The organism is Actinoallomurus sp. NPDC050550 (assembly GCF_040655075.1).
Taxonomy (GTDB): Bacteria; Actinomycetota; Actinomycetes; order Streptosporangiales; family Streptosporangiaceae; genus Actinoallomurus.
On the sequence record NZ_JBFAJC010000012.1, the window covers coordinates 35,441 to 61,333 of the forward strand.

28 protein-coding genes are annotated in these 25,893 nt (G+C 70.8%); 9 read left to right on the forward strand and 19 right to left on the reverse strand.

Annotated features, from left to right (window positions below; genetic code table 11):
* Window positions 1-3 precede the first annotated feature (3 nt).
* From AB0I04_RS18495 to AB0I04_RS18505, 3 genes are read left to right on the forward strand one after another with little or no spacing between them, the layout of a single operon-like run.
* Window positions 4-828 (forward strand): ABC transporter ATP-binding protein, encoded by an 825-nt coding sequence (locus AB0I04_RS18495; RefSeq protein WP_360885837.1) that lies wholly within the window; start codon window positions 4-6, stop codon window positions 826-828.
* Window positions 825-1,652 (forward strand): ABC transporter permease, encoded by an 828-nt coding sequence (locus AB0I04_RS18500; protein WP_360885839.1) that lies wholly within the window; start codon window positions 825-827, stop codon window positions 1,650-1,652. Before AB0I04_RS18495 ends, AB0I04_RS18500 begins: the two co-directional genes overlap by 4 nt.
* Window positions 1,649-2,611, forward strand: coding sequence for a zinc-binding dehydrogenase (locus AB0I04_RS18505; RefSeq protein ID WP_360885841.1), 963 nt, complete (start codon window positions 1,649-1,651; stop codon window positions 2,609-2,611). Before AB0I04_RS18500 ends, AB0I04_RS18505 begins: the two co-directional genes overlap by 4 nt.
* A 27-nt stretch (window positions 2,612-2,638) precedes the next feature.
* Here AB0I04_RS18505 and AB0I04_RS18510 read toward each other — a convergent pair whose 3' ends face one another.
* The 4 genes from AB0I04_RS18510 to AB0I04_RS18525 form a co-directional block, all read right to left on the reverse strand.
* A complete protein-coding gene (locus AB0I04_RS18510) occupies window positions 2,639-3,850 on the reverse strand; it encodes a transposase (RefSeq protein ID WP_360885843.1) in 1,212 nt (403 codons plus the stop codon).
* Window positions 3,834-4,280 (reverse strand): IS200/IS605 family transposase, encoded by a 447-nt coding sequence (gene tnpA, locus AB0I04_RS18515; protein ID WP_360885844.1) that lies wholly within the window; start codon window positions 4,278-4,280, stop codon window positions 3,834-3,836. The genes AB0I04_RS18510 and tnpA overlap by 17 nt, the downstream gene beginning before the upstream one ends.
* A gap of 332 nt (window positions 4,281-4,612) precedes the next feature.
* Window positions 4,613-5,014, reverse strand: coding sequence for an acyl dehydratase (locus AB0I04_RS18520; protein ID WP_360885846.1), 402 nt, complete (start codon window positions 5,012-5,014; stop codon window positions 4,613-4,615).
* A 110-nt stretch (window positions 5,015-5,124) separates the two neighbouring features.
* Window positions 5,125-5,607: a MaoC family dehydratase N-terminal domain-containing protein gene (locus AB0I04_RS18525; protein WP_360886166.1), complete on the reverse strand. Its 483-nt coding sequence runs from the start codon at window positions 5,605-5,607 to the stop codon at window positions 5,125-5,127.
* 138 nt (window positions 5,608-5,745) lie between these two features.
* On the opposite strand from AB0I04_RS18525, the gene AB0I04_RS18530 reads away from it, so the two are divergent.
* Entirely contained in the window at window positions 5,746-6,606 is an 861-nt protein-coding gene (locus tag AB0I04_RS18530; protein ID WP_360885848.1) for an alpha/beta hydrolase, read from the forward strand.
* Here the strand turns inward: AB0I04_RS18530 and AB0I04_RS18535 are convergent.
* From AB0I04_RS18535 to AB0I04_RS18585, 11 genes are all read right to left on the reverse strand, one after another.
* Window positions 6,572-7,054 carry an NUDIX domain-containing protein gene (locus AB0I04_RS18535; protein ID WP_360885850.1) on the reverse strand — a complete coding sequence of 161 codons (483 nt, stop codon included), beginning with the start codon at window positions 7,052-7,054 and terminating at the stop codon, window positions 6,572-6,574. The genes AB0I04_RS18530 and AB0I04_RS18535 overlap by 35 nt on opposite strands.
* Before the next feature lie 97 nt (window positions 7,055-7,151).
* Window positions 7,152-7,346 (reverse strand): hypothetical protein, encoded by a 195-nt coding sequence (locus tag AB0I04_RS18540; RefSeq protein WP_360885852.1) that lies wholly within the window; start codon window positions 7,344-7,346, stop codon window positions 7,152-7,154.
* 20 nt (window positions 7,347-7,366) lie between these two features.
* Window positions 7,367-8,980, reverse strand: coding sequence for an NADH-quinone oxidoreductase subunit C (locus tag AB0I04_RS18545; protein ID WP_360885854.1), 1,614 nt, complete (start codon window positions 8,978-8,980; stop codon window positions 7,367-7,369).
* Between the two features lie 2 nt (window positions 8,981-8,982).
* On the reverse strand, window positions 8,983-10,464 hold the full coding sequence (locus AB0I04_RS18550) for a proton-conducting transporter membrane subunit (protein ID WP_360885856.1): 1,482 nt from the start codon (window positions 10,462-10,464) through the stop codon (window positions 8,983-8,985).
* The gene (locus AB0I04_RS18555; RefSeq protein WP_360885858.1) at window positions 10,464-11,123 is read right to left on the reverse strand and encodes a hypothetical protein; all 660 of its coding nucleotides are present in this window, start codon (window positions 11,121-11,123) and stop codon (window positions 10,464-10,466) included. Before AB0I04_RS18555 ends, AB0I04_RS18550 begins: the two co-directional genes overlap by 1 nt.
* Window positions 11,124-11,190: 67 nt before the next feature.
* The gene (locus AB0I04_RS18560; RefSeq protein ID WP_360885860.1) at window positions 11,191-12,132 is read right to left on the reverse strand and encodes an NADH-quinone oxidoreductase subunit H; all 942 of its coding nucleotides are present in this window, start codon (window positions 12,130-12,132) and stop codon (window positions 11,191-11,193) included.
* Window positions 12,129-14,138, reverse strand: coding sequence for a proton-conducting transporter membrane subunit (locus AB0I04_RS18565; protein ID WP_360885862.1), 2,010 nt, complete (start codon window positions 14,136-14,138; stop codon window positions 12,129-12,131). The genes AB0I04_RS18560 and AB0I04_RS18565 overlap by 4 nt, the downstream gene beginning before the upstream one ends.
* A gap of 43 nt (window positions 14,139-14,181) precedes the next feature.
* Window positions 14,182-14,664: an oxidoreductase gene (locus tag AB0I04_RS18570; RefSeq protein WP_360885864.1), complete on the reverse strand. Its 483-nt coding sequence runs from the start codon at window positions 14,662-14,664 to the stop codon at window positions 14,182-14,184.
* 352 nt (window positions 14,665-15,016) lie between these two features.
* A complete protein-coding gene (locus AB0I04_RS18575; protein WP_360885866.1) occupies window positions 15,017-15,355 on the reverse strand; it encodes a metalloregulator ArsR/SmtB family transcription factor in 339 nt (112 codons plus the stop codon).
* A gap of 175 nt (window positions 15,356-15,530) precedes the next feature.
* On the reverse strand, window positions 15,531-17,213 hold the full coding sequence (locus tag AB0I04_RS18580) for a class I adenylate-forming enzyme family protein (RefSeq protein ID WP_360885868.1): 1,683 nt from the start codon (window positions 17,211-17,213) through the stop codon (window positions 15,531-15,533).
* Between the two features lie 65 nt (window positions 17,214-17,278).
* Complete coding sequence (locus AB0I04_RS18585) at window positions 17,279-18,088, reverse strand: SAM-dependent methyltransferase (protein WP_360885870.1); 810 nt, start codon at window positions 18,086-18,088, stop codon at window positions 17,279-17,281.
* 297 nt (window positions 18,089-18,385) lie between these two features.
* On the opposite strand from AB0I04_RS18585, the gene AB0I04_RS18590 reads away from it, so the two are divergent.
* The 3 genes from AB0I04_RS18590 to AB0I04_RS18600 are packed head-to-tail and all read left to right on the forward strand — an operon-like array spanning window position 18,386 to window position 19,594.
* Window positions 18,386-19,240, forward strand: a complete 855-nt coding sequence (locus tag AB0I04_RS18590) for a helix-turn-helix transcriptional regulator (RefSeq protein WP_360885872.1) — start codon at window positions 18,386-18,388, stop codon at window positions 19,238-19,240.
* Window positions 19,240-19,335, forward strand: coding sequence for a DUF397 domain-containing protein (locus tag AB0I04_RS18595; protein WP_360885874.1), 96 nt, complete (start codon window positions 19,240-19,242; stop codon window positions 19,333-19,335). The genes AB0I04_RS18590 and AB0I04_RS18595 overlap by 1 nt, the downstream gene beginning before the upstream one ends.
* A 55-nt stretch (window positions 19,336-19,390) precedes the next feature.
* Complete coding sequence (locus AB0I04_RS18600) at window positions 19,391-19,594, forward strand: hypothetical protein (RefSeq protein WP_360885875.1); 204 nt, start codon at window positions 19,391-19,393, stop codon at window positions 19,592-19,594.
* A gap of 61 nt (window positions 19,595-19,655) precedes the next feature.
* On the opposite strand, the gene AB0I04_RS18605 is transcribed toward AB0I04_RS18600, so the two are convergent.
* Together AB0I04_RS18605 and AB0I04_RS18610 are read right to left on the reverse strand one after the other, a co-directional pair.
* Entirely contained in the window at window positions 19,656-20,597 is a 942-nt protein-coding gene (locus AB0I04_RS18605) for an ADP-ribosylglycohydrolase family protein (protein ID WP_360885877.1), read from the reverse strand.
* 103 nt (window positions 20,598-20,700) lie between these two features.
* The gene (locus AB0I04_RS18610; RefSeq protein ID WP_360886168.1) at window positions 20,701-22,230 is read right to left on the reverse strand and encodes an MFS transporter; all 1,530 of its coding nucleotides are present in this window, start codon (window positions 22,228-22,230) and stop codon (window positions 20,701-20,703) included.
* Window positions 22,231-22,384: 154 nt separating this feature from the next.
* On the opposite strand from AB0I04_RS18610, the gene AB0I04_RS18615 reads away from it, so the two are divergent.
* Together AB0I04_RS18615 and AB0I04_RS18620 are read left to right on the forward strand one after the other, a co-directional pair.
* Entirely contained in the window at window positions 22,385-23,008 is a 624-nt protein-coding gene (locus AB0I04_RS18615) for a TetR family transcriptional regulator (protein WP_360885879.1), read from the forward strand.
* 17 nt (window positions 23,009-23,025) lie between these two features.
* Window positions 23,026-24,570 (forward strand): AMP-binding protein, encoded by a 1,545-nt coding sequence (locus tag AB0I04_RS18620; RefSeq protein ID WP_360885881.1) that lies wholly within the window; start codon window positions 23,026-23,028, stop codon window positions 24,568-24,570.
* Between the two features lie 68 nt (window positions 24,571-24,638).
* Here the strand turns inward: AB0I04_RS18620 and AB0I04_RS18625 are convergent, their stop codons facing one another.
* Complete coding sequence (locus AB0I04_RS18625) at window positions 24,639-25,373, reverse strand: hypothetical protein (protein ID WP_360885882.1); 735 nt, start codon at window positions 25,371-25,373, stop codon at window positions 24,639-24,641.
* A gap of 159 nt (window positions 25,374-25,532) precedes the next feature.
* Window positions 25,533-25,772 (reverse strand): hypothetical protein, encoded by a 240-nt coding sequence (locus AB0I04_RS18630; RefSeq protein ID WP_360885884.1) that lies wholly within the window; start codon window positions 25,770-25,772, stop codon window positions 25,533-25,535.
* Between the last annotated feature and the right edge of the window lie 121 nt (window positions 25,773-25,893).

Genomic DNA, 25,893 nt, shown 5'->3' on the forward strand with positions numbered 1-25,893 from the left:
GCGTTGACCACCGAGATCGATCGAGAGGCCGCCCGCGGCGCGGCCACGCGCATCGACGGCGTGAGCATCAGCTTCGGCGCCTACCACGCCGTCAACGACATCTCCCTCGAGGTCGCCGCGGGGGAGTTCTTGTGCCTGCTCGGTCCGAGCGGGTGCGGCAAGTCGACTCTGCTGTCGGCACTGGCCGGGTTCACCCCGGCCACGGCCGGCACCGTCTCCGTGGACGGACGAGCCGTCACCGGGCCGTCGCCGGAACGCGGCATGGTCTTCCAGAGCAGCGAAGCGCTCTTCGACTGGCTCACCGTGCGGCAGAACGTCGCGTTCGGCCCGCGCATGCGCGGCATGTCCCGGGCGGAGCAGGCCGCCCTGGCCGACGAGCACCTCGGGCTCGTCGGCCTCCGCAAGTTCGCCGGCAAGTTCCCGGGCCAGCTGTCGGGCGGTATGCGGCAGAGAGTGCAGATCGCCCGGGTCCTGGCGAACCGGCCGCGCATCGTGCTCATGGACGAGCCGTTCGGCGCGCTGGACGCCCAGACCCGGCAGGTCATGCAGGAGGAGATGGACCGCATCTGGCGCGAGTCCGGGTGCACCGTCGTGTTCGTCACCCACGACATCGACGAGGCGATCATCCTCGCCGACCGCATCGCGGTGATGACGGCGGGCCCGGCGGCCACGATCAAGAACATCTACCGGGTGGACCTGCCCCGGCCCCGCGACGAGACGTCATCGGAGGCGATCGCGCTGCACCAGAAGCTGCGGCAGGACATCGGCCAGGAGGTCCGCGCGGCCCTGCGCGAGCAGGGGCTCGCCACCGGAGAGGAGGACGGGTGACGACCGTCGACACCGTCGAGCAGGCGGACACCGCCCCCCGGATCCGGGGCCGGCGATCCGGCGTGGCGTCCGGCCGGATCCGTACCGTCGGCATGTATCTGATCTCCATCGCCATCGGCGTCGGGGTCTGGCAGCTCGTGGCGATGAAGTACGGCTCCGCGCTCGTCGCCTCGCCGGCGCAGACCGTCAAGGCGGCCAAGGAGCTCGCGTCCGACGGCACGCTGCTGAACTCCGTCATCGCCTCCGGCCGCCGCATCCTCATCGGCTGGGGCCTCGGGCTGGCCGTCGGCGTGCCCATCGGCCTGCTCATGGGCCGCCTCACGGTGATCCGGCAGCTGCTCGACCCGTACATCGAGTTCTTCCGGTTCATCCCGCCGGTCGCCTTCGTCACCCTGGCGGTGGTGTGGCTCGGCATCGGCGAGTCGTCGAAGGTCGTACTGATCTTCTACACGTCCGTCTTCATCGTCACGCTGAACACCATCGCCGGCGTGCTGTCGGTCAACGAGTCCAAGCTCCGCGCGGCCACCAGCCTGGGTGCGAGCCGCTGGCAGGTCATGCGGAGCGTCGTGCTGCCCGCCACGGTGCCGCACATCGTCACGGGCGCCCGCCTGGCCATGGGCAACAGCTTCCTGACCATCGTCTCGGCCGAGATCGTGGCGGCGCAGGTCGGCCTCGGCGCGCTGATCTGGACGTCCCGGAACTACGGTCGTATCGACTGGGTGTTCGTCGGCATCATCACGCTCGGCATCCTCGGGTTCGTCTTCGACCGGGTGCTGCGTATCGTCTCCTCACGTGTCCTGCGCCGCTATGGGGTGAAACTGTGACCGAAAGCTCCCGAGCGCTGATCCTGGAACGGTTCGGAACGCTGCCGCGGCTGGTGGAGAGGCCCGTGCCGCCGCGCGCGCCGGGCGAGACCCTCGTCCGGGTGCGCGCCGCCCAGGTCGGCCACCTCGACCTCAACGTCGTGGACGGCCGCTTCGGCATCCTGCCCACGCTGCCGTTCGTCCCGGGCACGAACGCCTGCGGCACGGTCGTCGCGTCGGACGTCCACCCGATCGGCTCGCTGGTCCGGCTGAACGGCTCCGGGCTCGGGCTGCGCCGCGACGGTGGCTGGGCCGAGCACGCCGTCGTCCCGGACAAGGCGGCGGTCCCGACCCCTGTCGGCACGGACCCGGCCGTCGCCTGCTCCTTCTTCTCGGCGGCGGGCGCGGCCTGGGCGGCCGTGCACGATGTCGCGGCGGTCCGGGAAGGGGAGCGTGTCATCGTGACCGGCGCGGCAGGCGCGGTCGGGTCCGTGGCGGTGCAGCTCGCCGTACGGGCGGGCGCGGAGGTGATCGGCGTCGTCGGCCGGCCGGCCAAGCTGGCCCACGTCCCCGCCGGGGCCAAGGCGATGCTCGCCGGCGACCTCTCGAAGGAGGCGCTGGGCGGCCCGGCCGACACGCTCGTCGACACCGTCGGAGGCCCGGTGCTGGCCGCCGCCCTCGGGCTGGTCCGGCCCGGAGGCCGGGCCGCCCTGGTCGGCTACTCGGCGGGGCGGGAGTTCACCGTCGACCTGGCGGACTTCCTGCTCGCCGACGTCGCGCTGCTGCCGGTCAACCTGATGACGCGCGGCCGCGACCTCGCCGAGGTGGGCGAGCGTCTCCTGGCCGAGATCACCTCCGGAGACCTGAGCCTGAACGTCGAACGCTACCGCCTCGACCGTGTGGGGGAGGCCGTCGAACGCCTGCGCAGCGGCGCGGCGGTCGGCAAGGTCGCCCTGACGGTGACTCCTCCCTCCGGATGAATCCGGGGGGCTTCTCCTGTCGGTGGCTCAGGCCACTTCGGGAAGGACCAGCCCGGCCCTGATGGCGACGTTGAGTGCGCCGACCTGATCGGCGTTGGCGGTGTACCCGCACCGGGTGCACTCGAATTTCTCTTGTGTGGTGCGGTTCTCGCCGGACACGTGCCCGCAGGCGGGGCAGGTGCGGGAGGTGTTGCGGGGGTCCACCGGGATCAGTACGCGACCGGCGCTTTCAGCCTTGTGCGCGAGGATGCTCAGGAACACCCCCCAACCCGCGTCGTGGATGCTCTTGTTCAGCCCGGCCTTGGCGGCGGCGCCGTTCGGGAGGAACGCCCCCATGTTGTCGGGGTCGGGCTTCGGCTTGGGTGCGCGGATCATGTTCGTGATGTTCAGCCGCTCGTGGGCGATCACGTCGTAGGTGCGGACCAGGGCGAGCGCGGTTTTGTGTGCGTGGTCGGTGCGCTGACGACGCACTGTGCGGTGTAGCGTGGCGACCTTCTCCACAGCCCGGCGGTGCTTCGCGCTGCGGTGCTCCCGCATGCGCCGGGGGAACTCCTTGAGGGCGCGCTGAGCCTCAGCGAGGGCGTCGGCGTTGCGCTTGCCGTGCCGGGGATTGGGCTGGTGCTCGCCCTCGCTGGTGGTGAGGAAGTGGGTTATGCCCATGTCGATACCGGTCACGGCCCGGGTCGCGGGCAGCGGCTCGGCCGGTACCTCATCACAGGCGAGGATCACATACCACTGCTTGCCCTCGCGCTTGACGGACACGGTCTTGACACGGCCCTTCACGGGCCGGTGCTGGTGCACACGAACGTGCCCGACACCTTGGAAGCGGACACGGGTGAGAGGGTCGTGCGGGGTGGAGTCCCAGCGGCAGCCATCGCCGTCCTTGGGGAAGTCCACGGTGTCGAACCAGTTCACGCCTCTGAAGCGGGGATAGCCGGGTTTCTCCCCCGCCTTCACCCGGCGGAAGAACGCCTGGAACGCCTTGTCCAGACGGCGTAAGGTCGCCTGCTGAGAGGAGAAGGACCAGCGGCCCTGCGTTTCGGGGTCGAACGCCCGGATCTCCTTGAGCTGCGCGGACTGCTGCACGTACTTGATACTCGTCTTCGACGGGTGGCGGTAGGCGTCGCGGCGCTCCTGCAACGCCCCGTTGTAGAGGGAGCAGTGATCCCGCAGCATCTCCTCGAGGGCCTGGCGCTGGCGGACAGTGGGGCGCAGGAGGAACTTATACGCGCGGTGCACGCTCGGCCTCCTCCTTCTGCTTCTTCGTCCAGGGCCGTTCCCACTGGGTGTTGATGTACTTCTCGACCGTGTCCGCACTGACCGCGCCGACCGAGGCGACGAAGAACGATGACGACCACAGCGTGGGCATCCGCGACTTCAGGTGCGGGAACTCCTCCCGTAGCACGCGGGAGGTGAAGCCCTTGAACTGGTTCGCCACATACGACGCCGATGCTTTCGGCTCGTGCTTGACGAACAGCTGCACGTGATCGGGCATCACCTCGAGGGCGACGATCTCCCACCCCTTCTCGGCCGCCTTCTGCTCGATCAGCTCACGCAACCGGACTGCGACCCGGCCACCGAGGACCCGACGGCGGTACTTCGGGCACCACACCACGTGGAGCCCGAGGTCGTACACACCGCCGGAGTACCGGCGAACCTTCCTGGCCACAATCACCAGACCCTTATACACGAGGCCTACATCTAGCCAAGGCCAAAAGTGAAGATCCGTGCGCGCAGTTGAGGTCAAAGCAGCCCAAAAAAGCGATTCCCCCACGCCTGAAGGCGCGGGTCCCCTCGCTAACTGATGGACTGACCCACCCTCACCCTTCGCGGTGATGGCGGTCGCCGGGTGGGCTTCCCGCGGGCGGCGCCGTCACTGCTGGGACGACCGATCGCAGGCACGGCTGCTCGCCGAGGCGTGATGTCGGCGGAACGGGGGTTCACCGGATCTCCTGCCGGGTGGCGAACACGCCGCAGAGGCGGTGGTGGCGCGCACGCCGTTCATGCCCGCGGGGCGACGACGGCGTGTCCGCGGCAGCAGACGGTGCCGTCGTCGAGCCGCTCCTCCAGGTCGAGCGTGACCTCGCCGGTCGCGTCGTCGACCGCGCGTACGGTGCCGGTGACGACGAGACGGGCACCGGCACGGGCGGGCGCGCGGTTCTGCCACCCGAGCGCGCGGACGGCGCCGGGGTCGCCGCCGGCGAACGCGGTCGCGGCCCGGTGCAGGAGGCAACCGTGCAACTGCGCCATCACGACAGGTCCGTCCAAGCCCTCGGCACGCGCGAACTCCGCGTCGTAGTGGATACGGTGCGCGTTCCGGGTGACCGCGCCGAACCGCAACAGCCGCACCGCGTCGGGCGCCGCCCGTACGGCAACGATCTCCGCACCAGGCGTCGGTGCCATCTCCGCGCCGGGCGCTGGCGGTCGATCCGGCTCGGGGGCGCCGGCCGGCGGGGAGACGCGATCGACGCGCGTCGGAGCCCCGGGGTTCCGCACTGGAGTCTGGTGATCTGTCAACGGACGATGAACCTCTCGGTGACCTCGGCGAGAGCGCCGCGCTCCGCCGTGCCGTACGTCTTCTCGACGGTCAGCAGCAGGAAGCCGGTGCCGCGTCCCTTGCGTTCGACCGCCGTGAGCGTGCGCCGTACCTCGATCCGGTCGCCGGGCCGTACGCCGGCGAGCCAGCGCACGTCCTGGCCACCGGCCATCAGGCCGACGTCCAGCCCGTCGGTGCCCGGGACCTCGTCGCGGTACATCCCGTCCGGGCGGAGCTCCTCATCGCCGGGGCCCGGCGCGCCGCGCAGCAGGCTCACGACGTACATCGGGTGGACGACGAAGCCGGCGTCATCCGGGTCGACCAGGCGCGGCGAGGTCTCGCCGGCTGCCCGCGCGAACTCCGCGGCCTCGGCCGCCCGTACGACCCCGAGCGATCGGCGCTCGACCCGGCCGATGAGGGCGCGGGCGCGCCGTTCGGCGAGGTCGACGGCGGCGGCCACGGCTTCCAAAGCGATACCTCCCGGCTGGCTCCCTGGGGCCGCACGCTACGCACGGCGCCCGCCGGCGGTAAGGTCCGCGGACCGCTCAGCGGACCGACGGGCTTCGGCGGGCGGCCGTCGCGGCGCGAGGATCCCGCCATGGACATCCAGCCGGCGCCCGAGGGGGCGTACGCCGACGCCGACGGCGTGAAGTACCACTATCTGCGCATGGGCGCGGGCAGCCCGACGATCTTCCTGCACGGCGGTGGGCCGGGGTGTACGGCCTGGTCGGACTTTGCCCCTGTCGCCCCGATGTTCGCCCATGACCGCGACTGCTACCTGGTGGACATCCTGCAGTACGGCAGGTCGGAGAAGTGCGTCATCACCGGGCCGATGTGGGACTTCCACGCCGCGAAGACCGTCGCGCTCATGGACGCGCTCGATGTCGCCAGGGCCGACTTCATCTGCAACTCCTGGGGCGGCACGATCGCGCTCAACCTGGCGGCGAAGTACCCCGAGCGGGTCCGCTCGCTGGTCGTGACCGGCAGCATGCCGACCTTTTACGGCCCGCTCGCGCCGTTGCCGGAGGGCGCCCGCCGCGGCCGCAACGCCCGCGACGCCTACTACGGGGGCACCGGCCCGTCCTGGGAGAAGATGCGCGAGCTCATGGCGCGGCTCGAGTGGTACGACCCCGACGCCATCCCGGACGAGACCGTCAACCTTCGGTACCAGCAGAGCCTCGACCCGGAGGAGATGGCGCTCGCCGCGGCGTCGGACAACCCGCGCGGCGACTGGCAGGACCTCACCGACGAACTGGGGCGCATCACGGCCCCCGTACTGTTCGCCTGGGGGATGTACGACGCGTTCCTCACCCCCGACTATCCGCTGATGCTCGCCCGCATGGTGCCGCGCGGCCACCTGTACGTCATGGACCACGCCTCCCACCACCTGCAGGAGGAGCGGCCGCACGACTTCTACTCCGTCGTCACCGGCTTCCTGAACCAGGACCACGACCGCTGAGGCCGTGCTCGAAGAACTCGCGCAGCGTCCGCGCGGACTCCTCGGTGAGGTCGGACGCCGCGAGGTCGGCCCGGGAGATCCATCGGCAGGCCTCGTGCTCGGCCGAGAGAGTGATCGGGCCGCCGTCGTACGGGAGCGCGAAGGTGTACTGCCGCGCCCGGCGGCCCGAGCCGGACGCGTAGTCGAACGACGCGACGAAGCCGGGGTCGAGCCCGGTCATCGAGGACAGGCCGGTCTCCTCGGCGAGTTCGCGGGCGAGCGCACCGAGCAGGTCCTCGCCGTCCTCGACGCCTCCGGAGGGGAGTTCCTCGATGCCCGGCAGGAAGTCGTCCGCGGCGGACCGGCGGAGGATGAGCACGCGGTCGCCGTCGTGGACGACGGCGCCGACCACGAGCTTGCCGACGCCGTCGCGCCGGGCGTCGTCCACCAGCCGCTCAAGATCGATCATCCTCCGAGGGTAGTGAACCGCTGGAGCCACCACGCCGCCGATCAGCCCGGCGAGGGCGGGCGGTCTTGCGCCGCGCTGGCATCGTCACCGCCCGGGCTCAGTGCAGGCCGCTCTGCATCATGACGACGAGGATGGCGAGGTGAGTGATGATCACAAACCCGATGATGAAGACGAACAGGAATTTCGCGGGCCCGTGCTCGAAGACCTTTCCCTCCTTCAGGGGGCCGAGCTTGGCCTGGCGTTTGGCCATCCGCTCTGCGAACTTCTCGTCGTACGATTTTTTTTGTGACATGAATTCCTTGTCGGTTTCCATTAGAGGTCATTGCCGGCGTAGGAGAGGTTGAAGCTTTTGTTGGTGAGGGGGAAGTCGGGGACGATGGTGTCTTTGAGGGCGACGGGGATCGCGGGCCAGTTGAAGAAGGACGGATCCACGATTTTGACGCGGGTGAGACGCCCTTCGCCGTCGAGTTCGACGCGGTGGGCGATGGTGCCGCGCCAGCCTTCGACGATGCCGGTTCCGGCGGTGGCGTGCCGGGTGGAGGTGATGGGTGGCCAGCTGGTGATGTAGCCGGGGTTGAGCCCGCCGATGAGTTCGGTGATGAGGCCCAGGGAGACGTCGATTTCGTCGGCGCGGATGAGGAAACGGGCCAGTACGTCGCCGCTGGTGCGGGTGGGGACGGTAAGGGTGTCTCCGAGGTCGCTGAAGGGATGACTGACCCTGGCGTCGTCGCTGAGGCCGCTGGCGCGGGCGACGTAGCCGAGCGTGCCGAGGTCGAAGGCTTGTTTGCGGGTGAGGACGGCGGTCCCGGTGAAGCGGTCGCGGATGATGGTGTGGGACAGGGCGAGGGCGACGAGTTCGCGGATGTCGTCGCCGATGGCCTCCAGCCGGGTGGGGTCGGGAAGGCGGCGGATGTTGGCTCCGCCGAGGATGATGCCGCCGCGGAGTAGCCGGTGTCCGGTGGTGTCGAGATTGAGGCGGAGCAGGGTTTCGCGGATGCGCAGTGCGTGCGCGTGCAGGATGGCGTGGCCGACGTCGTTGCACAGCGCGCCGATGTCGGTGATGTGGTTGTGGAGACGTTCGAGTTCGAGCAGGATCGCCCGCATCCGGGCGGCCTCGGGCAATACCTCGACGCCGGCGGCGTCTTCGACGGCGAGGCAGTAGGCGAGGGCGTGGCCGACGGCGGTGTCGCCGCTGATGCGTTCGGCGAGGGCGACGCGACGGGCGGGAGCGTGGCCCTCGAAGAGTTTCTCGGTGCCTTTGTGGGTGAACCACAGGCGGGCTTTGAGTTTGAGGATGGTCTCACCGACGACGGTGAAGCGGAAGTGGCCGGGTTCGATGAGCCCGGCGTGGACGGGCCCGACGGGGATCTCATATGTTCCCGGGCCCTCGACCGGGCGGAACGGGTAGGGCGTTTCGGGGTCGCCGAACGCCGGAGGGGGCCCGGCGTCGGCGCGCATCGGATACCAGCCTCGGGGCCAATGGGGGTGGCGGAGCAGACGGCGCGGCAGCGGGTGGCCCAGTGGTACGACGCCGTACAGGTCCCGCATCTCGCGTTCGAACCGGCCGGCGGGGAAGGACAGGGCGGCGAGGGTGGGCAGGGCGGGGGCGTTCGGATCGAGGTGCAGGTGTAGTTCGACGCGGGTATCGGGCGGGCCGACGACGAACAGGTACACGACGCGGATGGCGGCACCGTTGGCGGCCTCGGGGGTGTCGTGGTGGGCGGCGACCAGAGCGAGCCGGTAGCCCTGCTTGAGCAGTTCGGCGGCGCGTTGATGCAGCTGGGTCGGCTCGATGAGCTCGGTCTGGGTACGGCGGACGACGGGGCGGTCGTTCAGTGAGGGCGGCAGGATGTTCGCTCGTTCGGGGTGCGTGCCGGCGGCGCTGCTGGATGGCCTGTTTCCGGAGCGCTTGTTGTCGGATGGCATGGTCAGGGTGCTCCCACGATCGCGGCGGCGGCACGCAGCAGAGGCTGCAGCGGACCGAGAACGGTGCCGATGACGGCGGCGGCGGTCAGGCCGAGGACGAGCGGCGTCACTGCGCCGCGGCCCCTGGCCGTGGCCATGGAGCGGTCCTGTGCAGGGGCGGGGCCGAGCAGCATGGCGGTGGTGTGGCGGGCGAGCGCCGCGAAGATGACCAGCAGCAGGGCCAGGACGATCGCGAGTACCCAGCCGAGCCCGGCGGAGACGGCCGAGCGGGCGATGCCGAGCTCGGAGGCGAACAGCGGGAACGGTGGTAGCCCCGCGAGCGCGGCGACGGCGAAACCGAAGACGCCGGCGAGGGCGGGTTCGCCGCCGGCCAGCCCCCGTACATCGGCGATGCGACTGGTCTTGGCCTGCTGCAGGATCTGCCCGGCGCTGGTGAAGGCGACGGACTTGGCGAGGCCGTGGCCGAGGATGTGCAGGAGCAGCGCGGCGGCGGCCAGGCGGGTGCCGACGGCGGCGCCGAGCGCGGCCAGGCCCATGTGTTCGATGGAGGAGTAGGCGAGCATGCGCTTGTAGTCGCGCTGGCCGATGAGCAGCAGTGCGGCGACGGTGAGGGAGGCCAGGGCCGCGGTGATGAGCAGGACCCGCATGTAGGTGGGGCCGAGCACGGCGTCGGTGAGGATCTTGTAGCGCAGGATGGCGGTGAAGGCGACCGACAGCAGCACCCCTGACATCAGCGCTGACACCGGGGCGGGGGCCTGGCTGTGAGCATCGGGCAGCCAGGCGTGCATGGGGGCCAGCCCGGCCTTGGTGCCGAACCCGAGCACGGCGAGCCCGGCGGCCAGCCGGATCACCCCGGGATCGAGGCGGTCCGCGTGAGCGAGGAGGAAGGTCCAGTCCAGGGCGCCGGTGCCGTGCCCGCCGGTGTGCAGCGCGGCCGCGTAGACGCACACGGTGCCCAGGAAGGCCATGGCGATTCCGACGGAGCACAGCACCACATACTTCCAAGCGGCCTCCAGCCCCTCGCGGTCCCGGCGGTGCCCGACGAGGAACGCCGTGATGACGGTGGTGGCTTCCAGGGCGACCCACATCAGGCCGAGGTTGTCGGCGAGCACGGTGGCGCCCATGGCGGCGAGGAAGGAGTGGACGAGGATTCCGTAGCGGCGGGCGTCGGCGGAGCTCATGCGTCCGGCGGCCTGTTCGGCGTCGATGTGGTGCACGCTCGTCCAGGTCGCGATCAATGCGACCGCGGCGATGACGATCAGCATGAAGCCGGTGAGCGCGTCGGCGCGCAGCAGCCCGCCCCCGGTGACGCGGGCCACGTGGTGAAGCAGGTGGGGGGCGAGGGCGATGGCGGCGGTGAGCTGTCCGGCGGCGGTGGCCGCACCCGCCCAGGCGGTCCAGGTCCGCCATCCGAAGGCCGCATGCAGCCCGGCGGCTCCGGCGGGGAGGGCCAGCGGCACGTACAGCAGCAGGTCGATGGGCATCAGTCGCGAAGCTCTCTCAGGTCGTCCAGATCGGTTCCGCCGAGGTGGGTGTGCATGCGTGCGGTGAGCACCTGCAGCACGAGGACGGCGAGCAGCACGTCGGCGGTGACGCCGAGGTCGACGATGAGCGGGACACCGGCGGCGATGAGGAATGCGAGCGCGGCGATGCCGTTGTCGATCATCAGCACGGCGACGATCTGTGACAGGGCGCGCCGCCGGGTGACCAGCGTGAAGAACGCGATCAGGACCACGGCCAGTGCGGCGGGGGCGGCCCGGCCGGCGGGAGTGGGGTTCAGATCGACCAGCGGTCGGGCGGCGGCGTACGCGGCCAAGGTGAACATGCCGGCGGCGAGTAGCGAGGCGGCCACGTTCACCAGTGGCGTCGCCTCGCGCGGCTGGTCGTCGCGGGCCAGGACCCGGCGCAGTACCCGTGGCAGCACGACCGCCTTCACCACGGCGACCACGATCGCCACCACGGCCAGCTCCACGCTGCGGCCATGGGCGGCCTGAACGGCGGCGATCAACGCGAGGGCCGCGCCCTGCAATGCGAGCAACCGCAGCAGCGCGGACAACTCACGCCGCCACACCACACCGATACCGGCCAGCACCAGCACACCGCACGCCGCGTACAGCACCTGGGTGTAGGCGGAACTCGTCACGGTCTGCCCGGCTCGGGCCGTACGGTGATGGAGTGGGTCATGACAGCGGCTTCCTTCACAAGTGCGGTCAGGCGAGTACGTAGGAGGCGGTGACGGCCAGCAGGGCGAGCACGAACGACCCTGCGAGCAGCTCGGGTATCCGGAACAGGCGCACCTTGGCCAGCAGCACCTCACCGGCGGCCAGCACACCCCCCAGCGCGGTCAGCTTGACGATCAACGCGGTCGCTCCGATGACGAGGCCGACCCAGCCGATGCCGGTGGCGACCCCCCAGGGTGCGAACAGGTTGGCCAGCAGCCCGAGCAGGAGGCTCAGCCGCATCGCGGCTGCCAGCTCGACCAGGGCCAGGTCACGGCCGGCGTACTCCAGCACCATGGCCTCGTGCACCATGGTCAGCTCCAGGTGCGTGGCGGGGTTGTCCACCGGCATCCGCCCGGTCTCGGCCAGAATCGCGACGGCCAGCGCCGCCGCGGCCAGCAGGCCGGCCGGGGAGACCAGCCGGTCCGGGTGATGGACACCAGCGTTCACGATGGCCGCCAGGCTGGTCGACCCGGCGCGCGCCGACAGCGCGAACACCGCCAGCAGCACGGTGGGTTCCACCAGCGCCGCGATCACCATCTCCCGGCTGGCGCCCATCCCCCCGAACGCCGTGCCGGTGTCGAGCGCGGCCAGCGCGAGCGCGACCGTGCCCAACAGCAACAACCCCACCACGGCGATCAGGTCGACCGAACCGCCGACCACCGACCGGGTGGACACCAGCGGAACGATGGCGGCGATCAGCAGACTGGTCGCGACCAGCACGGGCGGTGCCGCGACGAACAGCCATCCCGCATCGGCCGGACTGATCGGTTCCTTACCGGCGAGTTTCCGCAGGTCCCGCCACGGCTGGCCGATCCCGGCACCGGCCCGGCCCTCCATACGGGCGCGCACCAGCCGCATCCACCCGATCAGCAACGGCGCCACCACCACCGTCAGCAGCGCCTGGCCGACCGCCACCGCCCAGCCGCTCACCGGCTCACCCCGGCCACCAGCACGATCAGCAACGCCACGAGGCCGTAGGCCAGATAACGGTGCACGCTCCCGTTCGCCAGCACGCGCGCCGCCCGGCCCACCCGCCGACCCGCCGCCAGCAGCGGGACGTACAGGTAGGTCTCGATCCGATCGGGCACCCGGGTCTGGAACCGCACCCGCTCCACCAGGTAGGCCGACTCGTCGTAGTGGCTGACCTCGACGTCCTGTTCAGGACGTAGCACATCGTCGAAGACCCGCTGCAACGGTTCGGCGAAGGAGGTGGCGGTGTACTGGGTCCGGGCGGTCTGCGGGCCGTCGCCACAGCCCCACGCGACGGCGCGGCGACGCGGCCTGCCGAGAGTCCGCGCGGCGACCGAGATCCCCGCGACGAGTACGGCCAAGACCACGACGACCAGCAGCGGTGAGTAGAGCGCGCCCACCCCCGGCAGGTGCAGCCGCATGGTCCCGGTCAGCGGCGAACCACCGCGCGTGATCATGGTGACCCGGGTGAGGGCGGGCGCCGTCAACCCCGGCGCGATGGCGAGCAGTCCGCAGCCGAGGCCCGCGGCGGCCATGGCGGCCAGCATCACCGGGCCCGCCTCTCGCGCCGCCTCCGCCGCCGAGCTACGCGGCCGGGCGAGGAACCCGGTCCCGAGCGTCTTGACGTAGGCGGCGACCCCGATCCCGGCGGTGAGCGCGACAACGCCGACGGCGACCGGAGCGGCGATCGCGTTCAGGTCCGATGCGGGCGGCAGCGCATGGATCAAGGACTGCAGCAACAGCCATTCGCTGACGAAGCCGTTGCCAGGAGGCAGCGCGGCCGCGCACAACGCCGCGAGCGCGAACGCCGCCGTGGTGGCGGGCATCCGCCGTCCCAGCCCGCCGAGACGGTCCAGGTCACGGGTGCCGGTCGCGCGCACCACCGCACCGGCGGCGAAGAACAACAAGGTCTTGAAGCCCGCGTGGTTGAGGACGTGCAGCAGAGCCGCGGCCAGCGCCACACCGGCCAGCCCCGGCTGTCCGGCGTCGGCGAACAGCCCGGCCGCCCCGACGCCGAGCAGGATCAACCCGGTGTTCTCCGCGGTGGAGTACGCCAGCATCTTCTTCACATCCACCGCGACGGCGGCCTGCAAGATCCCGTACAGCGCGGACAGCGCGCCGCCGGCCGCCAGCAGGATCCACCACCAGGCCGGCCCGCCGCCGAGCAGGTCGAAACCCAGCCGGACGATCCCGTACACCCCCAGGCTCACCATCGCCGCGCTCATCAGCGCCGAGACGTGACTGGGCGCCTCGGCATGCGCCCGCGGCAACCACGGATGCAGCGGCACCATCCCGGCCTTGGCCGCGAATCCCGCCGCAGCAAGCACGAACACCCCACCCCGCGCCACGCCCGGCAGGCCGGGCGCGGCCTGCCGGATGGCGGTGAAGGACTCCCCACCGCACGCTGCGGCCGCCCACACCAGAGCAAACAGGATCGTCACGAAGCCGGCCTGGGTCATGGCGGCGTACCACCGGCCGGCCGACCGTACTTCGGAGCCGTGGGCGTGCTCGGTCATCACCAGCAGCAGCGAGAACAACGCCATCAACTCCCAGGCGAGCAACAGCGTCGAAACGCTGCCCGCCACGGGCACCACCAGCATCGCCGCGACGAACAACGGCAGGGCGGCCAGCGCGGTACGTGAGGACGCACCGGTCCCGGTCCGGCCGGCGTACCCCGCCGTGTAGACGCCGACCAGTGCCGCCACACCACCGACGACCAGCAAGAACCACCCTGACAGTGCGTCCACCTCGATCCGCACTCCGCCCAGCGGCAGCAGGTTCGGCAGCACCGACCGCCACACCCGCCCGGACAGAGCCGCCGCGCCCGCGACCACGCCCGCGACACCGGCCACGGAGGTACCGATCCCGACCGCCCCGGCACGCCACCGGGCCGGCAGCACGGCCGCCACCCCCGAGGCACCCGACGCCGCCACAGCGGCTCCCAGCCCAGAGGCGATCAGATTCACCGGTTCACCCTCACCCCGCGGCGGGCGACCCCGATCCCCGTGGTCACCGGCCGGACAGCCCGCGCAACGCGGCCACGATCGCCTCCGGCGGCGGCGGGCAACCCGGTACCTCGACATCCACCGGCACGAACTCAGAGACCGGACCGGCCACCCCATGCCCGCCGGCGAACATGCCGCAGTCACGGGCGCAGTCCCCCAGAGCCACCACCAGGCACGGACGCGGCGCCGCCTCGTAGGTCTTGCGCAGCGCATCCACCATGTTCCGAGTGACCGGGCCGGTCACCACCAACGCATCGGCGTGACGCGGGGAGGCCACCAGCCGTACCCCGTACCGCTCGGCGTCATAGACCGGGGAGAACGCCTGTCCGATCTCGATCTCACAGCCGTTGCACGACCCGGCGTCCACGTGCCGGACCTGCACCGACCCCGACACACGCTCGACCGCCTCGCCCTCAGCCCGTTCCGGCACCGGCGGCGCCGGCTCGGCGACTCGTCCCGTGCGGCAGATCTTGTCGATCAGACCCATCCGGCTTCACCCACCCCACTCACCCCTGTACGCCTGCCGGGAAAGACCCACGTGCTGCCTGCGAATTCACCAGGCCACACGGCGATACGACCACGTATCAGTGCATAGTCACATCGGCAGTTGCTAACTTTAGCAACAGTGCAGCCATGGCCAAGGCGTGGGGCGCGGGGTGCGCGGCGCGAGACGATCGTCGCGGCTTAACCGGCTCCGGTCACCGAGGCCGTAGGCCGGATCCGCGCGACCGGTACGGTGATCCGCGCCCAGGCGTCATTGGTCTGTTCGGTCAACGACGCCAAGCCGGCCGCCGTTCAGAAAGGATGATCGCTTCGCGGTCGGCCGTAGCGCCGCGATTTCAGTGGCCACCCGTCGAGGCCCGCAGGTCCTCCAGTAGCTCGGCCTGCCCCGAGAGCACACCGGTGAGGATGCGACGGGCCACGGCCAGCAGTTCGGCCACGTGTGGACTGGTCAACGAGTAGAAAACCGTGGAGCCCTCCTTGCGGGACACCACGAGATTCGCCCGCCGCAACACCGCCAGCTGCTGAGACAGATGCGCCGGCTCGATCCCGACCTCCGGCAGCATCTCCGACACCGAATGCTCGCGTTCGCTCAGCAACTCCAGCACCCGGATCCGGGCGGGATGCCCCAGCGTCTTGAAGAACTCCGCCTTCAACTGGTACAGCGGTCTGCTCACCGCGGCACCCCCTATCGTGGACACCCCAACGCCACCCTGTCAGCCGGCCGGACCTGGCGCCACCACGGTGGGACGACCAGGCATCACGACCTCAGCAATTGCCAACCTTAGCAACCATGTCTGTTTGCGGCGCGCCAGCAGCGAGTGCGGCAACGTCCGGGAACGGTAGCGCGCCTCAGCCGATGAGCTCCGCGCGGAGACGCGTCTTGAGGATCTTGCCGGCGGGGTTGCGCGGCAGCTCGTCCTCGCGGAACCAGACGTGGGCCGGCACCTTGAAGGCCGCGATCCGCTCGCCGAGGAACGCCCGCAGCTCCTCCGCAGTGACGGTCATCCCGGGCTGGAGGCGGACGACCGCGCCGACCTCCTCGCCGAGTACCTCGTGAGGCACCCCGATGACGGCGGCGTCGGCGACGGCCGGGTGCTCGTACATCGCCCCCTCGACCTCGGCGCAGTAGACGTTCTCCCCGCCGCGGATCAGCATGTCCTTGGCCCGGTCGACGATGTAGATGAAGCCCTCCGCGTCGACGCGGGCCAGGTCGCCGGTGTGGAACCAGCCGTCGTGGAACGCCTGGGCGGTGTCGCCCGGACGGTTCCAGTAGCCCTTGATGACGTTCGGGCCCTTCACCAGCAGCTCGCCGACCTCGCCGATGGGCAGCTCCTCGCCCACCGGGTCGACGACCTTGACGTCCACCACCGGCACCGGCAGCCCGACGCTGTCGGGATGGGTCAGGTAATTGATCCCGCTGTTGTACGCGGTCACCGCCGACGTCTCGGTGAGGCCGTACCCGTTGTTCGGAACCCGCTCCGGGAGGAGCTCCTTGATCTTCTCGACGAGCGCGGGCGGCGCGGGCGCGCCACCGTACGAGACGGTCACGAGGCTGGAGGTGTCGTACTTGTCGAACTCCGGTGACGTGAGGACCTCCCACGCCATCGTCGGCACGCCGCCGAACCCCGTGACCTGCTCCCGCTCGATGAGCTGCAGCGCGCGCTCGGCGTCCCACTTGTACATGAGCACGACGGTGCCGCCGAGGATGGCGCTGGCCACGAGGATCGCGTGGCAGCCGGTCGCGTGGAACAGCGGCACGTTCAGCAGGGTGACGCGCCGCTGCGGCGCGGACACCTCCTCGAGCGAGCGGCCCGCCTGCACGCCGGCGGCCATCATCGCGTACCCGAGGCAGAAGGTGTTCCCCGTGATGTTGCGCTGCGTGCCGAGCGCGCCCTTCGGCCGGCCCGTCGTCCCGGACGTGTAGAAGATGGTCGCGTCGTCCTCCGGCTCGATCTCCACCTCGGGAAGCGCCACGTCGGCGGTGACCTCGCCGAGCACCGCCTCGTACGCGTCCGTGCCGGGCGGCGGCGGGCCCTCGGCCCGTACGACGATCGTGGGGATGCCGAGCCCGGGCAGCGCGTCGGCGAGCCGGTCGGCACGCTCCTTGTCGGCGACGAGCAGCGTCGCGCCGCTGTCGCGCAGGCCGTACTCCAGCTCCGACGCCGTCCACCAGGCGTTGAGCGGGACGACGACGGCGCCGACGGCCGCGGCGCCGAAGAAGGCGACGGACCATTCGGGGAAGTTGCGCATGGCGATCGCGACCCGGTCGCCCTTGCGCACGCCGTACCGTTCGACGAGGCGGCGCGCGAACGTCGCGGCGCGCCGGAAGTGCTCCTCGAAGGTCAGACGCTCGTCCTCGTGGACGATGAACGGCGCCTCGCCGTGGAACCGGGTGATCTCCAGGACGGACCGCAGCGACGGGGGAGCGTGCTTCCAGACGCGAGTCCGGACGCCGCGGATCTCGATCTCGTCCAGTTCGAACAGCTGCCCCGGAGCGGTCAGCTCGGCCCTGACGTCGTCCTGACTCTTCATCGGCACCTCCGCCCCCGAACCCTACGATCCGAACGTCGTTCTGGACCAGTCCCCATGCGGCCGACTCACGGCTTGCGGGCGACGCCGGCCCAGCAGACGGAGCGGGCGGGGTCGTCTCGCAGCGGGCTCGACGCCTCGTCCGGGCGCCACAGGGGGGTCCACACCACCCCCGGCTCGATCAGCTCCAGGTCCGCGAAGAACGCCTCGACCTGCGAGCGCGGCCGGACGTGGGCCGAGCTGGAGGTCTTGTAGTTCTCGTCCAGGGCCTGCTGCACCTCGTCGTCCCCGTCGTCGGTGCCGTGGGAGATCGCCAGGTGGCTGCCCGCCGGCAGCGGCTTCATGAGCCGGCGGACCAGATCGTACGGGTCCTCGGAGTCGGCGACGAAGTGCAGGACCGCCACCAGCATGAGGGCGACGGGCCGGTCGAGGTCCAGCAGCCGGCGCAGCTGCGGGTCGCCCAGGATCGCGTCCGGATCGCGCAGGTCGTGCCGCACGATCGTGGTCCCGTCGACGCCGTGCAGCATGTCCCGGCCATGGGCCAGCACGACCGGGTCGTTGTCGATGTACACGATCCGGGACTCCGGCGCGACGCCCTGCACGATCTCGTGGACCTGGCCGTTGGAGGGCAGCCCGGTGCCGATGTCGAGGAACTGGCGCACGCCCGCCTCGGCCGCGAGGTAGCGGGTGGCGCGGCGCAGGAAGCCGCGGTTCTCCACCGCGGCGTCGCGCGCGCTGGGCAGGGCGGCCATGGTGTTCTCCGCGACGACGCGGTCGGCGGGATAGTGGTCCTTGCCGCCAAGGATGTAGTTGTACACCCGCGCCGGGCTCGGAATGTCGGGCCGGAACTCGTCTTGCCGGTCGTCGCTGTCCGTCACGAGATGCCTTTGTCGCCGGTTATGTCGGAGGCGTTGATTTTTCCACGAACGCCCGTACTCGGCGGTCAGATCGGAGAACTCGCCGCCGAGTACGGACGTCGCGCGGGCGGCCTCGCGGCTCGCCCGCATCACCATCACACGCCTGGCCACGGCTGCTAATGGGATTGCATCCAGCTATGGGATAGCATTGCGCCACGACGCTGACGATGCAAGCCCATGGGTGAATGAAATTGCATCGGCGGTTGATCTTTGGGTCCGTGGAAGACTCTGGGGTCAGCCGCAAGGGAGGTCGAGGTCATGGCGAACGCTGGAGCGAGCGGGCCGACGGCGCTGCGCATCCTTCTCGGATCGGAGCTGCGCCGGCTTCGGGAGAAGTCGGGCGTCACCTCGGTCGCGGCGGCCAAGGCGATCGGCGGATCCGAGTCGAAGATCAGCCGGATGGAGCTCGGCCGCAGCGGTTTCAAGGAGGCGGACGTCGCGATCCTCCTGTCGCTGTACGGGATCACCGACGCGGAGGAGCGCGACCAGCTGCTGTCCCTCGCCCGCCGGGCCAACCAGCCCGGCTGGTGGCACAGCTACGGTGACGTCCTGCCGTCGTGGTTCCAGTCCTACATCGGCCTGGAGCAGGCGGCGTCCCGCATCCGGACGTACGAGCCGCAGTTCGTCCCCGGCCTGTTGCAGACCGAGGACTACGCCGGGGCCGTCATCTCCCTGGGCGACTTCCAGCCCGAGGAGATAGAGCGCCGGGTCGCGCTGCGGGCCACGCGACAGCGGAAGTTCCGCGACGGCGCGCTGCGGCTGTGGGCCGTGATCGACGAGATCGCGCTGCGGCGGCCCGTCGGCGGACCCGAGGTGCTCCGCGGCCAGCTGGAGTACCTCATGGCCGCCGCGAAGCAGCCCGGTCTCACGCTCCAGGTCACGCCGTTCGCCGCGAGCGCGAAGCACGCCGCACCCGGTGGGTTCACCATCATGCGGTTCGCCGATCCGCAACTGCCCGACGTGGTCTACGTCGAGCAGCTCGGCAACGCGCTTTACCTCGACAAGCGCGAGGACGTCGACCGCTACACCCTCGCCATGGATCGTCTCAGCGTCATCAGCGCCACCCCCGACGAGTCAATCGACATCATCGGCACGATCCTGGAGGGCATCTGATGCGCACCGACGACCTGTGGCGAAAGAGCTCCAAGAGCACCCCGGAAGGCAACTGCGTCGAGGTCCGCGTCGCGGAGGCGCGCCCGCTCGGCTGACACGCCGCAGCACGGAAGTGGAGCATCCCGCTACGCTCCGTGTACGGTGCGGGCCGTGGAGAACCTGCGGATAGGCGTGGTCGACATCGCCCACGACGACCAGACCACCAACGATCACCTGTCCTGTGCGGTGTGCACGTGGCGGCTGGGGGTGTCGCCCCGCGAGTACGCGCTGCGCCTCGCCCGCCGCCACGACGAGTCACACCAGAGCGGTGCGGGGCACGAGGGCGCCAGGCCCGGTGTCGCGGGCGCCTCCTGATCAGGAGGTCTCATATCGAGCCGCCTTGATCGGAGATCCGCCGGGCGCCCGGCCGGACCGGTCAGCGCGTGGCGGCCCCTTCGGCGAGCCGGGTCAGGTCGTCCGCGCCCAGGCCCGGCCAGCCGTGCACCTTCTCGCGCCAGGTGCCCGGTACGGCGCGCGCGCCGTACCGGGCACCGAGCAGCGCCCCGGCGATCGCCGCGACCGTGTCCGTGTCGTTGCCCGCCCGCACCGCGGCGACCAGCCCGTCCGGCAGACTCCCGGCGCGAATGACGGCGGACCAGGCGGCCTGCAGCGCCGGCACGACGAACCCGTTCGGGCTGAAGTGAGAAGGCGGCGCGGTCTCGGCGTCGCGCAGCCAGGAGGCCCAGCGGTCGCGGCGGTCGGCGGGAAGCAGGTCCAGACCTTCGCGCACGCCGTCGAGGCTCGCGTCCAGCACCGCTCGCCGTACGCCGGAGCACCACAGCACGCAGGCGTCCCCCGCCAGGTCGTCGAAGTGGGTAAGGGAACTGACCAGGCGCGCGGCCTCCGTCAGGCCCGCCGGATCGGCGAGATAGGGGAGTGCGACGACCCCGGTCCGCATGAGCGAGCCGTTCCCGGCGGTACGCCCCGTCTTGCGGTGCAGGTCCGCGGAGGCCTCCCGCATGGCCCGCGACAGCCCGCCGGCCCGTGCAGCGGCCGCCAGCACGCCGGACGTCTGCAGGCCGACGTCGCTCGCGCCCTCGTGGAACCACCGGAGGAAGCGCTCGGCGATCCCGTCGAGGGCCGCATCGGAACGCAGGTCGCCGCCCATCGCGGCGACCTCGGCCACGCAGACCTGCATCTGGGTGTCGTCGCTGTACTCCCCGGGCGCGTACGGGCCCAGTCCGCCGCCGATCATCTCCGGCACGGCCGTGTCCGGCAGCCGCTCGGCGAACTCGTACGGCACGCCGAGCGCGTCTCCGCAGGCCGCGCCGAGCAGTACGCCCGCGGCCCGGTCTCGCTGTTCATTCGTGAGCATCATGAGTACCGACGTTCGCGTCGCCGTGGTGGTTCCCGGAGCGGCGGGGTCCTGCTCGGACCGGTCGCCGCCGCCCGCGACGACGCGGGCGGCGGACGAAGGCCTCTCAGCCCTGCGCTCCGGTCAGCCGCTCAACCTCCCGCGCGTGCGCGTCGGCGTCGGCGCGGGCGGCGCGTGGATTCCACCGGCCGGCCAGCGGCAGCATGAGGACGAGGAAGAGCAGCTCGGCGACGATGCAGATCCACCACCAGGACTGCCACTGGTGCGGCGCGTCGGCCGCCGCCTTCTTGAGCTCGCCCAGTTCGTGCAGCAGCGTGGGCGGCGGAGCCGTGCCGGCCGGCACCTTCTTCGCCGCGGCCAGCACCTCTGGGGCGCGCGTCAGCGTGTCGACGGCGCCGACCACGTACGGGAGGACGAAGTAGGAGACGCACACGACGATCCGCAGGATCCAGCCCCAGATGGCCAGGCCGGTCGCGGTCAGGGCGGGGTTCCGCCGCTCGATCGTCTCCGTGAACGCCGCCATCCATGGCGTGTACGCCACGCCCAGGCCGACGGCGAGCAGGCTGATGATCCAGATGAGGGTGCCCGCGCTCGTGTGCGGATGGGTCGTCCGGGTCATGAACAGGAACGTCATGACCGCCGCGAGGAGCGTGCCCCCCACGATGAAGGGCTTGCGCACCCGAAGGCGGTCCGAGACGACGCCCACGATGACGAGGGCGACCGCGTTCATCGCCCAGTACCAGCTGTTGACCCCGTTGGCCCGTGCGGTCGTGAGTCCGAAGTTCGAGGTCAGGTAGATGGTGAAGAACGCGACGGCGGTGTAGTAGATGAGCAGGAAGACGCTGACGCCGAGCGCCGGCGCGAGGACGTCGAGGCGTGCCATCTGCCTCCACGGGTGGCGCAGATCGGCCTGCTGCTCCGCCGTATCCGCCCGGGCCTCGACCAGCGCGCGGTCCGCGACGCTCACCATCACCTGGTCGCGGAGCCCGGGCCGCAGCTCCCGCAGCCCGAACAGCGCGACGGCGAACGCCACCAGCCCGACGACGCCGACGATGTAGTACTGGCTGGACCAGGAGTCGTCGAACCGCGGCAGGGTGCGGTTGGCCACGAAGCTGACGACCAGGCTTCCGATCACCGGTCCGAGCGTCCAGAAGCCCATCGCGGAGGCGCGGCCGATCTGCGGTGAGAAGTCGCGGACCAGCGCGGGGGTGGCCACCAGGCACATGCCCTCGACGAGGCCGGTCAGGATGGTGACGACCGCGAACGTCGTCTTGTTCGGGGCGAGCGGCGTCAGGAGCGTCAGCAGGCCCGTGCCCAGCAGACCGTACGTCACGAGGTTGGCGCGGCCCCACCGGTCGGCGATGCCGGCGGCCAGCGACCCGAAGGCCCCGACCAGGTTGGCGAACACGAGCACGTTCACGTAGTAGAGGAACGACATCTTGAAGTGCGCCAGCATCAGCGGGGCGACGCCGCCCGCGACGTAGAGCTCGTAGTACAGGACGATCGTGACGAACACCGCCACGGCCAGGTACCGGTAGCGGGCCGCGGTGTCGGGGTAGCGGTCCAGGCCGCGCTCCCACAGCCGGTGCGCGGAGAAGCCGTTGGACGGGGTCGTGGTCGGATCGGCGGGGGCCATGGCCACCTCGTTTCCTACAGGCCGACGTGTCGGAGCGTCATGGCGCTCCGCCCCCGAGGAAGGACGAACCGAATCCAGGTGAATAAGCGTTCATTCACGTTAGGGAAATTAGTACGCTCGGGTCTGTCGGCCGTCAAGACGAGGAGCCGCGCACGTGACCGAATCGGAGCTTCCGCTCGCCGGATCGCGAATCCAGCGGCGGCTCGCGGCGGCCGCGATCGACCTTTTCTACCGTCAGGGCGCGCTGGCGACCTCCGTCCGGCAGATCACCGAGGCGTGCGGCATGACGCCCGGCGCGCTGTACAACCACTTCGGTTCAAAGGACGAACTGCTGTACGTGGTCGTGCGCGACATCCACCTGCGGCTGGAGGACGAGGTGACCGCGGCGCATGAGGCCGTCGCGGGCGATCCCCTGGCCGAGCTGCGAGCGATCGTCGGCGTGTACGTGACGCGGCACGCCGACCATCAGGAGACCGCGCGGGTCGCCAACCGGGAGTATCACCTGCTCTCCGGCGTCTGGTACGACGAGGTCGTCGCGATCCGGCGGCGGCTGCGCGATCGCCTGGCGGACGTCCTGCTGGCGGGCCACAAGTGCGGTGAGTTCCACCTGGTCGGCGGCGACGACCGGTCCGCGGCCGTCCTCACCGCGATTCCCATCCTCGACATGTGCGTGCACCTCAGCGAGTGGTTCCACGAGCACCGCCCGCTGGGCCCCACCGACCTGCGGGACCGTTACGTGGGGCTCGCACTGCGCATGGCCGGTGCCCGGCCCGACTGACCGATCTGGAGGTCTCCATGGCCCGACTTCTCCGCCCGTTCGCCCAGGCCAGGCCGGACGAGCCGGCCCTCATCGACGAGCACGGCGTCACCACCTGGCAGACGTTCGAGGAGCGGGTCGACCGGCTGGCGGGGGCACTGCGCGGGCTCGGCCTGCGGACCGGCGACACGATCGCGATCCACTCCGGCAACCGGCGTGAGTACTTCGAGGTGATGGCGGCCGCGACGCACGTCGGCCTGCGGTACGTGCTGGTCAACTGGCACTGGACCGCGGACGAGCTCGCGTACGTGCTGGGAGACTCCGGAGCGAGGGTCCTGTTCTCCGAGGACCGATTCGCCGAGGTCGCCGAGACGGCGGCGGCAGAGGCCGACCTGGTGGCGCGGGTCGGGTTCGGCGAGGTCCCCGGCTTCCGGCCGTACGAGGACGTGCTCGCCTCCGGGCCGGATGGCGAGCCCGCTGACCAGGTCCTCGGCTGGCCGATGATCTACACCTCCGGTACGACGGGCCGGCCGAAGGGGGTCAGTCGCAAGCTCACCCAGGCGGGCGCGCCGATCGAGATGATGGCCATGGCCGCCCCCGGCTACGCCGACGTCCTCCGCATTCCCGAGGGCGGCCGGTCGCTGCTCGTCGGGCCGGTCTATCACTCGGCGCAGTGGCTGTTCTCGTACGTGTTGCTGTACGCGGGGCGGGCGCTGGTGATGCGGCGCGGGTTCGACGCGGAGGAGACGTTGCGGCTCATCGAGCGGTATCGGATCACCAACGTGCACCTCGTGCCGACCCAGTTCGTCCGGATGCTTCGCCTCGACGAGGCGACGCGCGCGGCGCATGACCTGTCGAGCCTCACCGCCGTGTGGCACGGTGCCGCGCCGTGTTCCCCGGAGGTGAAACGCCGGATGATCGACTGGCTGGGTCCGGTCGTCCACGAGTACTACGGGTCGACCGAGGCGTCGGTGAACACCATCGTGACGGCCGAAGAATGGCTGCGCCGGCCGGGCACGGTCGGGCGGCCGCTGCCCACGGTCGAGACCCACGTCCTACGCGAGGACGGCAGCCCCGCCGAGCCGGGCGAGCCGGGACAGCTGTGGTTCCGCTACGCGAGCGGCGACGACGTCGAGTACTGGGGAGACCCGGACAAGACCGCCTCGATCCACCGGAACGGCCTGTTCACCACCGGGGACATCGGCTACCTCGACGCCGACGGGTACCTGTTCCTCGCCGACCGTGTCATCGACATGATCATCAGTGGCGGCGTCAACATCTACCCGGCCGAGATCGAAGGCGTGCTCATCACCCATCCGGCCGTCGGTGACGTCGCGGTGTTCGGCGTGCCCGACGAGGAGTACGGCGAGCAGGTCAAGGCGGTGGTCCAGCCGGAGGACGGGCACACCGCGTCGCCGGAGCTGGCGGAGGAGCTCATCGCGTTCTGCCGCGCATCGCTGGCCGGCTACAAGGCGCCGCGCTCGGTGGACTTCGTCACCGACCTGCCGCGCACCCCGACCGGGAAGCTCTACAAGCGCCTCATCCGCGAGCCGTACTGGTCCGGCCACGGCACGCGGATCTAGTTCTCTCGGTCCGTCAGCACCAGTTGCGGTACCAGGCGTCCGGGCGGCGACCCGGTCCTACCCGGACGTCAGCACCAGTGGCGGAGCTCGGCGTCCTCCAGGGCCTGGCGCAGCTCCTCCTGGTCGGCCCGCCAGCCGACCAGGTCGTAGTAGCGCTCGGACGGCTCCCGGACGACCGGGACCCCGGGCGCGTGGATCCGCGTGGCCTCCGTCAGCGACGCCGTGCGGTACCGCCATCCGCGGGCCTCCGCGTGGAAGCTGACGGCGAGCTCCAGCCCGGCCTCCGACGGCCCGCGGTCGAGCCGGCGCAGCCGCTCCCACACGTCCAGCGGCAGGTCGTGTCGGGACACCGCCTCCGTGAGCTCGGCGAGATGCCGCTCGGGCGAGCCCGGCGCCATCGGATGCAGCCGGACCCCGACGCACCGCACCGTGCCCTCGACGAACTCCGTCCGCCGGGAGAACAGCACCAGCGCGCTGACCTCGTCCCAGCCGAACCGGCGAGCCCCGTCCGGCGACGCGACGAGGAAGATCCCGTCCGCGTCGACGGCGAAGGCGATCCAGCCGGTGCGCCGGCCCCGGGCGAGCCGCGCGCCGCCCACCGCGGCCAGGACGACGGATGCGGCCGCCAGGCCGAGGCGCGTGGGCACGCGGTTCGGCTGCCCGGCCCGCACCACTCCGGCGATCATCCGGACCGAGATCGCGAGACCCAGGACGCCGACCGCGATCATGAGGACCGGCCGGAGCCGCCGGAACCTCACGACGTACGGCGCCGATGCGGACCCGGCCGGAGTCTCGGTGGTCACCGCGAAATCTCCTCCGCCCACGAGGCAAAGATCCGTCCGGCGCACTGTACTGCGCGCCGTCCGCGTACGGAGATCGCTCGGGCATCCGGCCGGCGGCGTCATCGGTAGCACGCGAGAGCGGGCTCGGGGATCTCGGCACGGCGGTCGTACGGGGAGCGGTCAGGATCCCAGGACCGGGTAGTCGGTGTAGCCGCGGTGGTCACCGCCGTAGAAGGTGGCCGGGTCCGCCTCGTTGTACGGCGCGATGATCAGCCTGGCGCCCGCCTGCTGCGTGTCGTACTCGACGGTCAGCTCTGTGACGAGGCCGCCGTACGTGCGGCTGCGTGTCATCGGCGCCACGACGAGACGATTGGCCAGCTCCAGCGCACTGACGGCAACCAACTCGAACAGTTCGTTCATACCACTCTTCCTCCGTGAATCAGCTGATCAGGGCGTTAGGGTCCGAGGGTGGGCGGCGAATCGGTAACTTTCGGTACTCGACCACGTAGGTTCGTGGGTGGTTAACTGCTGGAGTTTGAAT